Origin of the sequence: Megasphaera sp., from assembly GCF_047831605.1 — a bacterium.
GTDB classification, from domain to species: Bacteria; Bacillota; Negativicutes; order Veillonellales; family Megasphaeraceae; genus Megasphaera; species Megasphaera intestinihominis.
In genome coordinates this window covers 1,872,815-1,885,584 of sequence record NZ_CP181255.1, presented here as the reverse complement: position 1 = coordinate 1,885,584, position 12,770 = coordinate 1,872,815, and the positions used below count along the sequence as shown (strand labels likewise).

The 12,770-nt window shown below is 56.4% G+C and carries 11 protein-coding genes and 1 riboswitch; of the genes, 1 reads left to right on the top strand and 10 read right to left on the bottom strand.

The genetic code is table 11. The features are described 5' to 3' along the window. Positions 1-3 precede the first annotated feature (3 nt). From ACFWUB_RS09030 to ACFWUB_RS09000, 7 genes are all read right to left on the bottom strand, one after another. A complete protein-coding gene (locus ACFWUB_RS09030; protein WP_014015998.1) occupies positions 4-231 on the bottom strand; it encodes a KH domain-containing protein in 228 nt (75 codons plus the stop codon). 15 nt (positions 232-246) lie between these two features. Beyond that, positions 247-516, bottom strand: a complete 270-nt coding sequence (gene rpsP, locus ACFWUB_RS09025; RefSeq protein ID WP_020310421.1) for a 30S ribosomal protein S16 — start codon at positions 514-516, stop codon at positions 247-249. Between the two features lie 54 nt (positions 517-570). Continuing rightward, the gene (ffh, locus tag ACFWUB_RS09020; RefSeq protein ID WP_072983238.1) at positions 571-1,923 is read right to left on the bottom strand and encodes a signal recognition particle protein; all 1,353 of its coding nucleotides are present in this window, start codon (positions 1,921-1,923) and stop codon (positions 571-573) included. A 13-nt stretch (positions 1,924-1,936) separates the two neighbouring features. Beyond that, positions 1,937-2,266 (bottom strand): YlxM family DNA-binding protein, encoded by a 330-nt coding sequence (gene ylxM, locus ACFWUB_RS09015; protein ID WP_298678281.1) that lies wholly within the window; start codon positions 2,264-2,266, stop codon positions 1,937-1,939. A gap of 198 nt (positions 2,267-2,464) precedes the next feature. Further along, positions 2,465-4,456 carry a molybdopterin-containing oxidoreductase family protein gene (locus ACFWUB_RS09010; RefSeq protein ID WP_416183842.1) on the bottom strand — a complete coding sequence of 664 codons (1,992 nt, stop codon included), beginning with the start codon at positions 4,454-4,456 and terminating at the stop codon, positions 2,465-2,467. A gap of 280 nt (positions 4,457-4,736) precedes the next feature. Next, positions 4,737-5,912: a phosphoribosylaminoimidazolecarboxamide formyltransferase gene (locus tag ACFWUB_RS09005; protein WP_292108345.1), complete on the bottom strand. Its 1,176-nt coding sequence runs from the start codon at positions 5,910-5,912 to the stop codon at positions 4,737-4,739. 53 nt (positions 5,913-5,965) lie between these two features. Further along, a riboswitch (ZMP/ZTP riboswitch) is annotated at positions 5,966-6,043 on the bottom strand. Between the two features lie 195 nt (positions 6,044-6,238). After that, complete coding sequence (locus tag ACFWUB_RS09000; RefSeq protein ID WP_301876682.1) at positions 6,239-7,789, bottom strand: acyl CoA:acetate/3-ketoacid CoA transferase; 1,551 nt, start codon at positions 7,787-7,789, stop codon at positions 6,239-6,241. Positions 7,790-8,034: 245 nt separating this feature from the next. Here ACFWUB_RS09000 and ACFWUB_RS08995 point away from each other — a divergent pair, with 245 nt between their 5' ends. Then, a complete protein-coding gene (locus ACFWUB_RS08995; RefSeq protein WP_020310413.1) occupies positions 8,035-9,513 on the top strand; it encodes a hypothetical protein in 1,479 nt (492 codons plus the stop codon). Here the strand turns inward: ACFWUB_RS08995 and ACFWUB_RS08990 are convergent. Genes ACFWUB_RS08990 through ACFWUB_RS08980 form a run of 3 tightly spaced genes read right to left on the bottom strand, consistent with a single transcriptional unit; the run spans position 9,510 to position 12,625 of the window. Continuing rightward, the gene (locus tag ACFWUB_RS08990; protein ID WP_020310412.1) at positions 9,510-10,343 is read right to left on the bottom strand and encodes an Asp23/Gls24 family envelope stress response protein; all 834 of its coding nucleotides are present in this window, start codon (positions 10,341-10,343) and stop codon (positions 9,510-9,512) included. The genes ACFWUB_RS08995 and ACFWUB_RS08990 overlap by 4 nt on opposite strands. A gap of 4 nt (positions 10,344-10,347) precedes the next feature. Next, positions 10,348-11,172, bottom strand: a complete 825-nt coding sequence (locus ACFWUB_RS08985; protein WP_020310411.1) for a PHP domain-containing protein — start codon at positions 11,170-11,172, stop codon at positions 10,348-10,350. Then, entirely contained in the window at positions 11,162-12,625 is a 1,464-nt protein-coding gene (locus ACFWUB_RS08980) for a leucyl aminopeptidase (protein ID WP_416183841.1), read from the bottom strand. Before ACFWUB_RS08980 ends, ACFWUB_RS08985 begins: the two co-directional genes overlap by 11 nt. Positions 12,626-12,770 lie beyond the last annotated feature (145 nt).

The window sequence follows — 12,770 nt, the reverse complement described above, 5'->3', positions numbered from 1 at the left end:
CTCCTATACGATATCCACTGATACTTTCTTGTTAGCCTTCACTGCCGCAGCCTTGACAACAAGGCGCAATGCTTTCGCAATTTTACCCTGTTTGCCAATGACTTTACCCATATCTTCGGGTGCGACATGAAGCTGATAGACTTCGAGGCCTTTTTTTTGAATCTTGGTAACTGTAACCGCATCCGGGTTCTTGACGAGGGACCGGGCGATACATGCAATCAATTCTTCCATAGTATCCAGCCTCACTTACTTTTTGGATGCTTCAAACTGAGCCATGATGCCAGCTTTTTTGAAGATAGAACGGATCGTATCTGTCGGCTGTGCGCCTTTGCCGAGCCATGCTACAGCTGCTTCAGCATCGACGGTCAGACGATTGTCCATGTCTTTGGACGGATCGTACATGCCCAACGTAGCAACCGGGCGACCGTTGTTACGAGCATCGCGGGAATCAGCGACGACGACGCGGTAGATCGGTTTCTTTTTAGCACCTAAACGAGCCAAACGAATTTTAATCATTGAAAATCACCTCCTTGATATAGTATCTTATTTCCACAAAAAAGGGAAATCCATTTAAAAAGGCAGACGCGGCATGAAACCCCGTCGTTTATTCTTCTGTGCTTTCTTGGCCTGCTTCATCATCTTCTGCATTTCTGCGAACTGCTTGATGAGACGGTTGACATCCTGGACGCGCGTGCCGCTGCCCTTGGCGATACGGCGCTTGCGGCTGTCCTTGATGAGCATTTTCGGATTGGCACTCGACCGTTCCTGGGCCGTCATGGATGTGATGATGGCTTCGATTCGTTTGAATTCTTTGCCGTCCATGTCGACCTTGTCGAGTTCTTTCTTATATTTCCCGATGCCTGGGATGAGGCTCAGGAGACTGCCCATATTGCCCATCTTCTTGATCATATGGAGCTGGGACAGGAAGTCATCGAAGGTGAAGGTACCACTTTTCATGGTCTTCTTCATGTTTTCCATCGATTCTTCATCGAAAGCCGCCTGGGCTTTTTCGATGATCGTTTCGACGTCGCCTAAGTCGAGGATACGCGATGCGTAGCGGTTCGGATGGAATTCTTCCAAGCCGTCGAGCTTTTCGCTGACGCCGATGAACTTAATCGGTTTGCCCGTGACGGCCTTGATGGACAAGGCGGCACCGCCGCGGGCATCGCCATCGAGCTTGGTCATGATGATACCGTCGATGCCGAGGGCTTTATCGAAGGCCGATGCAGCCGTAACGGCATCCTGACCGGTCATGGCGTCGACGACGAGCAGGATTTCATGGGGATGAACTTCATTCTTGATGTTGATGAGTTCGTCCATGAGGGTTTCATTGATATGTAAACGGCCGGCCGTATCGATGATGACGACATCGCGTAAATGGCTGGTCGCATAGGGAATAGCGTGCTGAGCAATGGCGACAGGGTCCTTGCTGCCCTCTTCGGTATAGACAGGCATGTCCAGTTCCTGGCCGAGGACCTGCAGCTGCGTGATAGCCGCCGGACGGTAGACGTCGGCTGCGACCATGAGCGGGCTCTTGCCCTGGGACTTCAGCTTCTTGGCCAGTTTGGCGGCTGTCGTCGTCTTACCAGCCCCCTGGAGGCCGACGAGCATGATGATGGTCGGTGGCTTGGGAGAAATGGTGATCCGGCTCTGTGTCCCGCCGAGGAGTTCCGTCAGTTCATCGCGGACGATCTTGATGACCGTCTGTGACGCATTGAGGCTGCCGAAGACTTCTTCGCCGACGGCCTTTTCTTTGACTTTCTTGATGAAATCTTTGGTGACGGCAAAGTTGACGTCCGCTTCCAGAAGGGCGCGGCGCATCTCTTTCAGCGCTTCGCTGACATCCTCTTCAGAAAGCTTCCCTTTGCCGCGGAGTTTTTTAAATGCCGCCTGGAATCGTTCGGACAGACTTTCAAATGGCATAAGGGGCCTCCTTCTATAACTCTATTTCATGCAAAAGCTGTTTCGCGCTTTCAAGGGTTTGCGGTTCTTCCCGGTCGAGAAGCCGCTCTACTTCATCGATCTTATCCCGGACCGCATCGTAGCGGGCCAGCAGATGAAGGCGCTGTTCGTAATTTTCCAGCGAATGGGAAGCGCGCTTGAGCATATCATAGGCACCTTGGCGGGAAATGTGCAGTTCCTCCCCGATTTCGCTCAGGGACAGGTCCATATCGAAATACATTTCCATGCAGCGCCGTTGTTTCTCCGTAAGCAAAGGCCCGTACAAATCGAGGAGCCGTCCCTTGCGGACTACATCTTCAAGCATGGCTTCACCGCCTTTCAAACAGCGTACTTTGGTATTATAACGGAAAGCAGCCTATCTGTCAAGTATTTTTACTTGTCAGGGGTTCGTAGGGGCCGCCCAAAGGGCGGGCCGCAGGTCGCAGGTCGCAGGCCGTGCCTCGTGGATGGCTTTAAATTTAGTCCCGTCTGCTAAAAACTACAAACTGCAAACTACCAACTATTACGGTACGATGGATACGCGGACGTCGTAGAAGGTGCTGCCGGCGCCTTCGTCGGTCAGGCGCTGGGACGTGAGGACGTTGACTGAGGCTCCCTGCCCTTTGACCCGTTCCCGCCACCAGACGCCTTCGCTGACGACCTGGCCCGGCACAGTCCGTTTAGAGATGACGACGGTGAAATCGGCCTGGCCCCGTTCATTGGCCAAGGTCACGGTCTGGCCGTCCTGCAGGCCATAGCGGGCCGCATCGTCGGGATGGACGAAGAGGTCCATTGTATGGCTGGCCGTCAGTTCGTCCCGTTCATTGAAGGACGAATCGAGGATGCGCATGTCCGGCCCATTGACGAAAGCCAGCGTGCCGTCGTCTTCTGCAAGGGGCAGATAGTCCGGCAGGGCCGGCGTCAGGGCCGCGTTGTATATCTCGATTTTCCCCGACGGCGTGGCAAATCGCGTCTGGTAATCGTCCGGCATGGGCAGCGGCGTCGGCAGGCCCTGACTAAGGCGCTGCTGATCCACAGGCAGGGGCCATTTCGTCGTCGACGCAGCCAGGGCTTCGACGAGGTCCCGTTCTGAGCAATCGTAGAAATCATCGTCTATACCCATAGCATGGGCCAGGTCACAGGCGACGCGCCAGTTGGAGCGGCTCTGGCCGACAGGCGGGATGGCCGCATAGCCGCACTGGATCGTGTAGTTGCCATAGGAATAATAGGCGTCGTCGGGTTCCAGCGACGTCGTCGCCGGCAGGACGATATCGGCATAGCGGGCCGTATCGGTCATAAAGCGTTCGTGGACGACGGTAAATAAATCGTCCCGACAGAGGCCCTTCAGGACCTGGTTCTGGTCCGGCGCCGTGCAGGCCGGATTGGACGAATAGACGAAGAGGCTGCGGATGCGGTCGTCACCCGTCAGTGCCTGGCCCAGGCAGCACATGTTGACGACGCGCTTGCCAGGCTGTTTCCAATCGGAATGGGTGACGATTTCTTTATCATAGGCTTTCGACGCCGACGCCGAAGTCAAGAGGCCGGCTCCCTGCTTCCCCCAGGCGCCGACGACAGCCGGCAGGCAGGTGATGAGGCGCGTCGTCATGGCGCCGTTGCGATAGCGGGACTGGCCGCTGCCGAGGCGGATGAACGGCGCCCGGGCCCGGCCGTAGGCGTGGGCCAATTCGACGATGACGTCGGCCGGCACGCAGGTGATGCCCTGCGTTTTTTCCGGCGTATACTTGGACAGGACGTTCTTTTTCAAGTCCTCCCAGCCGAGGACGTTCCGGTCCAGGAAGGCTTCGTCAGCCAGGCCGTCACGGTCGAGGACATGCATCATGCCCAGGGCCAGGGCTCCATCCGTACCGGGGCGGACGGCGATGAAGTGGTCGGCCAGGTCGGCCGTCTTGTTGCGATAGGCATCGATACACCAGACGACGGCCCCTTTGGCCCGGGCCGCTTCGACGTCGTGGTGGAAGTGGATATTCGTGGCCAGCATATGGATGCTCCAGAGGAAGATGCAGTCGCTGTCCTGGGCTGCCTGCGGCGCCGTCGGCATGGTATTGCCCATGACGTCCTTGAAGCCCCGCCCTTTGGCCGGAGCGCAGATGGTCCGGTCCAGTTCCGAAGCACCCAAACGATAGAACAGGCCGTGCAGGGCGTCGTGCTGGACGATGCCCATGGTACCGGCATAAGAATAGGGCAGGATGGCTTCGGCACCGGCTTCGGCGATGATGCCCTTCCAGGTCCCGGCTATTTCTGCCAGGGCCTGGTCCCAGGAAATGGGCGCGAACTGGCCGCTTCCCTTGGGGCCAATCCGCTTCAGCGGCGTCGTCAGGCGGCGCGGCGAATGGACGGTCCGCTCATAATGGGCCATCTTCGGGCACAACGTCCCGCGCGTAAAGGGATGGGACTTGTCGCCGGCAACGGATACGACGCGGCCGCCGTCGACCGTCACGACGAGCCCGCAGGCATCGGGGCAGTCATACGGACAGACAGATGTACAGGTTTTCATGGTATCACCTCTTGTTTCGTGGAAAAAAGGAGCTGTCGCATCGCGACAGCTCCTTTTAAGCAGTTAGGGGTTAGCAGTTAGCAGATGGCATAACCCTTCGTGCGACAGCGCCTTTTCTTGTAGGGGCGCCACGTGGGGCGCCCGCTCTGGGATAGGTACGATTTCCCGACCCGTTTGCTAGAAGAATCATCCAAATTCCTAACAGGTCTCCCACGTGGCCCCTACAAACTATAGAGCATAGGAACCCCGCGAGCGGTCCTTCTTCTTCCCAGGGGAAGCCTTAATGATGGAACAGGCGCAGGCCGGTCATGGCCATGGCGATGTTGTATTTATCGCACGTTTCGATGACATTGTCGTCGCGGATGGAGCCGCCGGCCTGGGCGATGTAGTCGACGCCGCTGCGATGGGCCCGTTCAATGTTGTCGCCAAAGGGGAAGAAGGCATCGCTGCCCAGGGCTACGCCGTGGAGCTGGGCGATCCAGGCTTTCTTTTCTTCCCGTGTGAGCGGTTCCGGTTTTTCCGTGAACAAGTCCTGCCAGATGCCGTCGGCCAGGACGTCTTCGTAGTCATCGGAGATGTAGACGTCGATAGCGTTGTCGCGGTTCGGACGGCGGACATCGTCGCGGAAAGGCAGGTTCAGGACTTTCGGGTTCTGGCGGAGCCACCAGATATCGGCCTTGTTGCCAGCCAGGCGCGTGCAGTGGACGCGGGACTGCTGGCCAGCGCCGACGCCGATGGTCATGCCGTCTTTGACGTAGCAGACCGAATTGGACTGGGTATATTTCAAAGTGATGAGGGCGATCATCAAATCGCGCTGAGCTGCTGCCGGGATATTCTTGTTCTTCGTCGGGACATTTTTGAAGAGGTCCGTCGTAATCTTGGCTTCATTGCGTTCCTGTTCAAAAGTGACGCCATAGACTTCCTTCGATTCGACAAGGCGCGGCTTGTAGTCCGGGTTTATCTGGAGGACGCAGTAATTCCCCTTCTTCTTGGTCTTCAAAATAGCCAAGGCTTCGTCGCTGTAGCCCGGAGCGATGACGCCGTCCGAGACTTCCCGCTTGAGGAGCGTTGCCGTTTCGACATCGCAGACGTCAGACAGAGCGACGAAATCGCCGTACGAGCTCATGCGGTCAGCACCGCGGGCGCAGGCATAGGCCGAAGCCAGGGGGGACAATTTCAAATCGTCGACCCAGTATATCTTTTTCAGGGTATCACTCATGTCCGTAGCGACGGCGGCCCCAGCCGGGCTGACGTGCTTGAAGGAAGCCGCTGCCGGAAGGCCTGTCGCTTCTTTCAATTCTTTGACCAGCTGATAGCTGTTGAAGGCGTCGAGCAAATTAATATAACCGGGACGGCCGTTGAGGACCGTAAAGGGCAGGTCGCTGCCATCTTTCATATAAACCCGGGCCGACGACTGGTTGGGATTGCAGCCGTATTTTAATTGCAGTTCTTTCATGGTGATTCCTCCTGAATAGTTAAGCAAAAATAAAAAATACCGACACTTCTGGAACGTTTCGCCCAGACGGTCGGCTCGTACGAATCATGCTCCCCGTGGTAACTCCACTTCCGTCAGTCACATGTTTCAGATTTATTATACCGTCCGCAGACGGGAGATGTCAAGAAAAAGGACCGCCCTTCGGACGGTCCCTTTTTCTGTAGGGGCGCCACGTGGGGCGTCCGCTCCAGGATGATGTGATTTCCATTTCCCATTCGGTTTACTGGGAGAAACATCCAAATTCCGAACGGGGCGCCCACGTGCGCCCCCTACAGTGCCACTATCCACTAACCCGCCTGTTGTTCAAAGATGTCCTGGGCCAGGCCTATGGGTTCATCGCGGAAGAGGCGTTCGTCCATGGTCTTCAGATTTTCGGCGATGTGCGGTACGAATTCCATCTGGTCGAGGATGTCCTTTTGCAGATCCACGCCCGGTGCGATTTCCGTGAGGACTAAGCCCTTATCGGTGAGGACGAAGACACAGCGTTCGGTGATGAACATGACCTGCTGGTTGTGTTTATGGGCATATTCAGCACTGAAGGTAATCTGGCCGACCTTATCGATGAATTTCTGGACAGCCCCTTCATGGGTGATGACCAGTTTGCCGTCCCGGATTTCTTCGCGCAGGCCCTTGGCCGTAAAGGTGCCGCAGAAGACGACTTTATGCGTATTCTGGGTGATGTTGATGAAGCCGCCGCAGCCGGCGATGCGGTCTTTGAACTTGCTGACGTTGACGTCGCCTTTGGCGTTACATTCTGCCATGCCCAGGAAAGCCATATCCAAGCCACCGCCATCGTAAAAGTCGAACTGATACGGATGGTCGACGATGGCATCGGCGTTGGCCGAACCGCCAAAGTCCGCGCCGCTGGCCGGTACGCCGCCGATAGGCCCGGCTTCGACGGTCAGGGTCAGCTGGTCGCCGATACCTTCTTCGTTAGCTACGCTGGAAACACCTTCAGGAATCCCGATGCCCAGGTTGACGACGGCGTTGGGAACGAGTTCCATCGCAGCCCGACGGGCGATAACCTTGCGGGCATTGAGTTCCATCGGCGGAATCTGGGACAAAGGCATACGCATTTCACCGGTATAAGCCGGGTTCTGGACCTGACGGACCTTGGACAAGACGATGTAGTCGACGTCGATGCCCGGCAGGACGACGTGTTTCGGCGGAATCGTCCGGTTTTCGGCCAGCGTTTCGACCTGGACGATGACCATGCCGCCACTGGCTTTGGCTGCCAGGGCCATGGGCAGGAGTTCCATGCGGACTTCTTCATTATCCGTCGATACGTTGCCATTCAAGTCGGCGCAGGTCCCGTGGACGATAGCGACGTCGATGGGGAACGGTTTGTACCAGAGATATTCTTCGCCGTCCAGTTCCTTGACTTCTACCAGGTCTTCCTTAGTGATGCTGTTCAATTTCCCGCCTTCGATGCGGGGGTCGACGAAGGTATTGAGGCCGACACGGGTAAACAGGCCCGGTTTGCGGCCGGCAATGCTGCGGAACCACTGGGCCATCGTGCCCTGCGGCAGGTTGTAGCCTTCGACCTTATTGTCCATGACCAGTTTCCCCAGTTTGGGAGCCAGGTTGTAATGACCGGCAATAACCCGTTTCAGCATGCCTTCGTGGGCGAAATGGCTGGCACCCTTGCTCACACCGTCACCGATGCCGGCCGTATGGACCAGTGTCAGCTGCTGCGGATATCCGGTCTTGGTAAAGCGGTCTTCCAGGGCCTGCAATACTTCTTCCGGCAATGCACACTGTGCAAAACCACAAACGGCGATAGTCGAACGATCTTTAATAAGCGATGCTGCATTTTCTGCTGTAATCAGTTTTGCCATGATGACTTCCTCCTTATAGATTCCTTACTTGTCTTCGATGAGCTCTTTTTCTTCTCATCTTCTGGCTTTAGTATAGCCCCTTTTGCCCTTGAAAAATACGCACAAAGCCGTGACAAAAGATGAAAAACTTGCCTCAAAGATGACAAATATGACAAGGCCTTTCCTTGAAGGTGTCCTGGCCAGGCTATATAATGAATATAAGGAATATACACGTATTCAAATCTATCATCAAGGGAGTCCTGTTCATGAATCCTTATGCAGAAGTCCTCAAGCAGCTGCTGCAATATACAGAGACGAAATATACGACCTTATCCCAGGCCATCGACTACGACATGTCCTACATCAGCAAATGGGTCAACGGCGCCCGCCTGCCGGCTTCACGCCATGCCGACCGCATCCACGAGGACATGGCCCGCTTCTTTGCCAACACGGCCCAGAAACAGCACCAGGAAGGGGACCTGAAGCGCATCTTCTCCTTTGCCGACGACGGCCAGGATCTGGCCTTCCATCTCTACGACCTGCTAAGCCGTGCCTACCGCCAGGCCCAGACCAGGAAGGGGAAAAGTGAAAGCCGCGACCAGGCCATCCATTTCTACGCCGGCCGCGCTGACTGCCACACGGCCCTGTGCCAGCTGCTCCACCAATACCTGGAAGGCCTCCAGTCCCAGGGAATGCTGGTCATGACCGGCCAGTTCCACGTCCTCGACCAGAACGGCATCTGGCAGCTCCTGGAAGAATGTCACAACGACCGCTGGTCCTGCGACGTCCACTTAGGCCTGAAGATGGACGTCTTTGCCGATCATATGCCCCAGGCCGCCAGCAGCCTCTATCAGTGTCTGGACCACTTATTGACCTATAATTTCACCATGCACGAAATCGACCACGAATCGTACCGCAACATCATCGTCCTCAAAGACGCCTTTGCCTACCTCTACTACGTCGACGGCGACGACTACATCGACATGTGCCTGACCATCACCGACCCGGCCCAGGTCCGGGAAATCTATAAGAAGTGCTGCGCCTACATGATGGTCCAGCCCGTCCTCATGGAGCCCCGCCAGTCCCTGGGCATGGAAAAATTCGGCTACCGCGACATCTTCTTTACATCCAACAACTACCTCTTCTTCCTGACCAACGGCCTGGAATTCCTCCTCCCCGACGAAGTCTATACGTCGCTGTGCCAACTCATCGACGAAGGAAAATATCCCAATGCCACCAAAGAATGGGTCCGGCGCATCCAGTACATCTGGTACCGCATCATCGAACAGGGGCGCATGAAAATCATCATGCCCAAGAATTCCATCATCCGCTACCTGGAAACGGGCTGCTTCTACCTGACCGACATGAACTACCAGATGACGCCAGACGAAAGAAAGGCCCAGCTCAACCTCATCGTCGAAAAGATGAAGCAGAACCCGGCCATTACTTACGGGATTCTCCTCCCGGCATCGGGAGAAAGCAGTTATACGAATTTTTCTAATCTCGCTTTTTACGGCAATCACACGTCAGCTTTCTTCAAAAAGAACACGCACCACATATTGCCCCAGACCAAGCCCATTTACTTGCTCAATAATTCCCAGCTCATCGGCTGTATGCATGATTTCTTCGACGGCCTGAGCCATTCTCCTCAGTACAAGGGCTTCTCGGCGGAAAATGTCGACGCCCTGCGGGGCCTGATTACGCCGCTCATGATGGTCCTGACCGAAGAAAACGGCGACGCCTAGTCTTCAGGCTGGGAAATGCTGCGGACCGTGATTTTGAGGATCTCGACGGACATGCCCGTCGTGTATTCCACTTCCTGCTGGATGTCCCGGCGGATACGGCTCATGAGCTTCTTGATGTTCTGGCCATAGGCGATGGTCAGGGACAGGATGATGGCCAGGCCATTGCGCGTCGAGTTGTAATTGATGGCCACCCGCAGGCGGTTGATCTTGGTGACGCCGTCGTTCTTGGCCAGGGCATGGCGCACCAGGGCTTCCAAGACGTCGTTGGAAAAGGTCAGTTTCCCGTAATAACTGAAGACGGGCCGGACGACGGACCGTTCAAAAGGCGATATCTTCTTGCCGTTGCGGCCATAGAAGAAGGAACGGATCGGGTCCAGGAGATAGCCCTGGAAATGGGGCTTCAGTTCCATCGTCGGCACGGGGATGATGTGCTTGCCCTCTTTGATGCGGATGGCCCGGGCCTTGGCGATTTCCGACGGGCACGACACATCTTCGATGCGGATGAACTGCGACGCTTCCGGCAGGTGCAGGGACTCACAGATGCGGTGTATCATGTGCTTCGACGTGCCCAGGATGAGCAATTTATCGGGATGTATCTTCTCCAGCGCCGCCCGCATGGCCGCTGCGTCTTCGGGCTTGTTGAAGATAGCTCGGCGCACGGCTTTCAGGCGGTTCGTCTCTTCTTTGGCCGACCGGCCGGCGACGATGCGGTTGTGGTCGATGAGCAGGCCGTCGTCGATGATGGCCTGGATATCGTGGTCATAGGCGACGACCAGGGCGTGATGGCTCTTGCCCGTGCCGCTGGCGCCGATAAAACCGAAAACCTCCATAATCTCACCTGCTTTTCTTTAGGTTCCCTTCTACATGGTCGAGCAGAGCTTTTACCGCCTTGGCATCGACGGTAAAGACGCCGACCTTTTCGGGGAAACGGCCTGTCGTGCCGTGGAAATCTGAGCCGCCGCTGACGTACCCATGGCGGTCCTCAGCCAGTTTCAAGAATTCTTTATAGCGGCCGCGGTTCTTGGGATGATAGACTTCGACGCCGTCAAAGTCATGGGCCAGGACCTGGTCCAGCGTCCGCTTGAGCAGGCCCGGATGGGCCAGGATGGCCGTACCGCCGGCCTGGCGGATGAGGGCCACGCAGTCGTCGATGCTGCGGCGGTGATAAGGGACGTAAGCCGGACCGCCGCGGTAGAGCAGTTTATCGAAGACCGTCTTGACGTCGGGGAAATAGCCCTTGGCCACGAGCAGGCGGGCAATGTGGGGCCGGCCGACAGTCCCGCCCTGGCGCAGTGTCGCTTCGATGCCGCTGCGATTGATGTCATAGCCTAAGCTGCGGCAGCGGTCGACGATTTCCAGGGCCCTGTTGAAGCGCCGTTCCTTGAATTGTGCGCAGTAAGCCTGCAAGCCGGCGTCAGCCGTGTCGATGCCGTAGCCCAGGATGTGCACATCTTCGCCGTCACATTCCGAGCTGATTTCAATAGCCGGGATGACGCGGACGCCTGCGGCGAAACGATGGCTGCCGTCATAAGCCGCTACCGTATCGTGGTCGGAAATAGCCATGACGCTGAGCCCGGCGTCGACGGCCATCTGTGTTAGTTGTTCCGGTGTATATACGCCGTCTGAACAAGTCGTATGCATATGTAAATCAACGATCATGGGGCGCCACGCCTCCCTGCAATAAGTGAAGAATGGATTTGATGCCGACGCCGGTCGCCCCGATGAGGCCCGTTTCGTCGGCCTTTTCATTGAAGGCCGGGCCGGCGATGTCCAAGTGGATCCACGGTGTGCCGTCGTGGACGAACTGCTTGAGGAAGAGGCCTGCCGTGATGGCTCCCGCTTCGGAGCCGCCGACGTTCTTCAAATCGGCGACGTCGCTTTCCAGGAGCTTTTCATATTCTTCATCAGCCGGCAGCTGCCATATCTTTTCGTGAACTTCCGTCGCAGCGCTGAAGAAACGGTTCATCCATTCCTGATCGTTGCCGATCATGCCCGTCCGCACGGTCCCCAGGGCCGTCACGCAGGCACCGGTCAAAGTCGCCAGGTCGATGAGACGCGTCGCCCCCTTTTCCTGAGCATACGTCAGGGCATCGGCCAGGATGAGCCGCCCTTCGGCATCGGTGTTCTTGACTTCGACCGTCTTGCCGTTGTACATGGTCAGGATGTCGTCGACGTGATAAGCCATGCCGGAGGGAATATTTTCGACCAGCGGGAGGACGGCCAGGACGTTGACGGGATATTTGAGCAGCATCAAAGCCCGCATGACGCCGACAGCCGCTGCGGCACCGGCCATGTCGTCCTTCATGAATTCCAGATTGGCATGGCTCTTGAGGGACAGGCCGCCGCTGTCATAAGTGACGCCCTTGCCGACGATGCCCAGGACTTCCCGGCTGTTAGGGTCGCCCTGGTAGGCAATGGACAGGAGCTGGGGCGGGTTCATGCTGCCCTTGCCGACGGCGACGATGCCGCCCATATGGCGTTTTTCCAGGGCCCATTTATTGAGATTCTCTATGAGGATGTTGTCGCCTTTGAGCATGGCCCCGACGATATCGGCAAACTTGCGCGGCGTCAAATCATTGGACGGCATGTTGACCAGGTCCCGCGCCGCGTAGATGCCTTCATAGATGGATGTATACATGTAGCACATGGAATTGAATTCCTTCGGGCGCAGGCTGTGGGTCAGGATATTGATATTCCCGATAGTCCGGCTCTTGGCCTGGCGTTTATAGTGATTGAATTCGTAATTACGGTAGAGCAGGCCATCGATGAGGGACCCCAGGTCCATATCCAGGGTATCGGCCATGACAGCCAGTTCGCTGACGCCTTCTTTCATGGCTGCGGCCATGAGGCGCCGGGCCATGCGGAAATCTTCATACGTCGAATAGCGGATGGGCTTCCCTTCCAAGCCGATGAGGAAATAGGTCCTGGCCCGGCCGTCAGACAGGCAGTGGAAGACGTGAAGGGACGTATGCTGCAAAATCTCCGGGTGCTGTCCGGCATAGGCCCGGATGAGCTGGACATCCCCTTCGGGCAGCTGGCGCAGCGTCGACCCCCGTTCATTCAGGCCGACAGCGACAGTGTCCATGCCGCCATTGCCATTATAAGTAATCATACACATCGCTCACTTTCAATCTATCAACAAACGAGTAGTTTTTGTAAAATATCATTTCTTTCATTATACATTCGCCGTGTCGCCAAAATCAAGAATCGGGGGAAATTCAAGATTCTGTAAATTTTCTTAAAAAAACGCTTGCATT

Bases quoted from the DNA above. Each gene is read 5' to 3' on its own strand.
- ylxM (WP_298678281.1), bottom strand. From the start codon at position 2,266: ATGCTTGAAGATGTAGTCCGCAAGGGACGGCTCCTCGATTTGTACGGG.
- ACFWUB_RS09030 (WP_014015998.1), bottom strand. From the start codon at position 231: ATGGAAGAATTGATTGCATGTATCGCCCGGTCCCTCGTCAAGAACCCG.
- ACFWUB_RS09010 (WP_416183842.1), bottom strand. From the start codon at position 4,456: ATGAAAACCTGTACATCTGTCTGTCCGTATGACTGCCCCGATGCCTGC.
- ACFWUB_RS08980 (WP_416183841.1), bottom strand. From the start codon at position 12,625: ATGATTACTTATAATGGCAATGGCGGCATGGACACTGTCGCTGTCGGC.
- ACFWUB_RS08985 (WP_020310411.1), bottom strand. From the start codon at position 11,172: ATGATCGTTGATTTACATATGCATACGACTTGTTCAGACGGCGTATAT.
- ACFWUB_RS08990 (WP_020310412.1), bottom strand. From the start codon at position 10,343: ATGGAGGTTTTCGGTTTTATCGGCGCCAGCGGCACGGGCAAGAGCCAT.
- ACFWUB_RS08995 (WP_020310413.1), top strand. From the start codon at position 8,035: ATGAATCCTTATGCAGAAGTCCTCAAGCAGCTGCTGCAATATACAGAG.
- ACFWUB_RS09000 (WP_301876682.1), bottom strand. From the start codon at position 7,789: ATGGCAAAACTGATTACAGCAGAAAATGCAGCATCGCTTATTAAAGAT.
- ffh (WP_072983238.1), bottom strand. From the start codon at position 1,923: ATGCCATTTGAAAGTCTGTCCGAACGATTCCAGGCGGCATTTAAAAAA.
- rpsP (WP_020310421.1), bottom strand. From the start codon at position 516: ATGATTAAAATTCGTTTGGCTCGTTTAGGTGCTAAAAAGAAACCGATC.
- ACFWUB_RS09005 (WP_292108345.1), bottom strand. From the start codon at position 5,912: ATGAAAGAACTGCAATTAAAATACGGCTGCAATCCCAACCAGTCGTCG.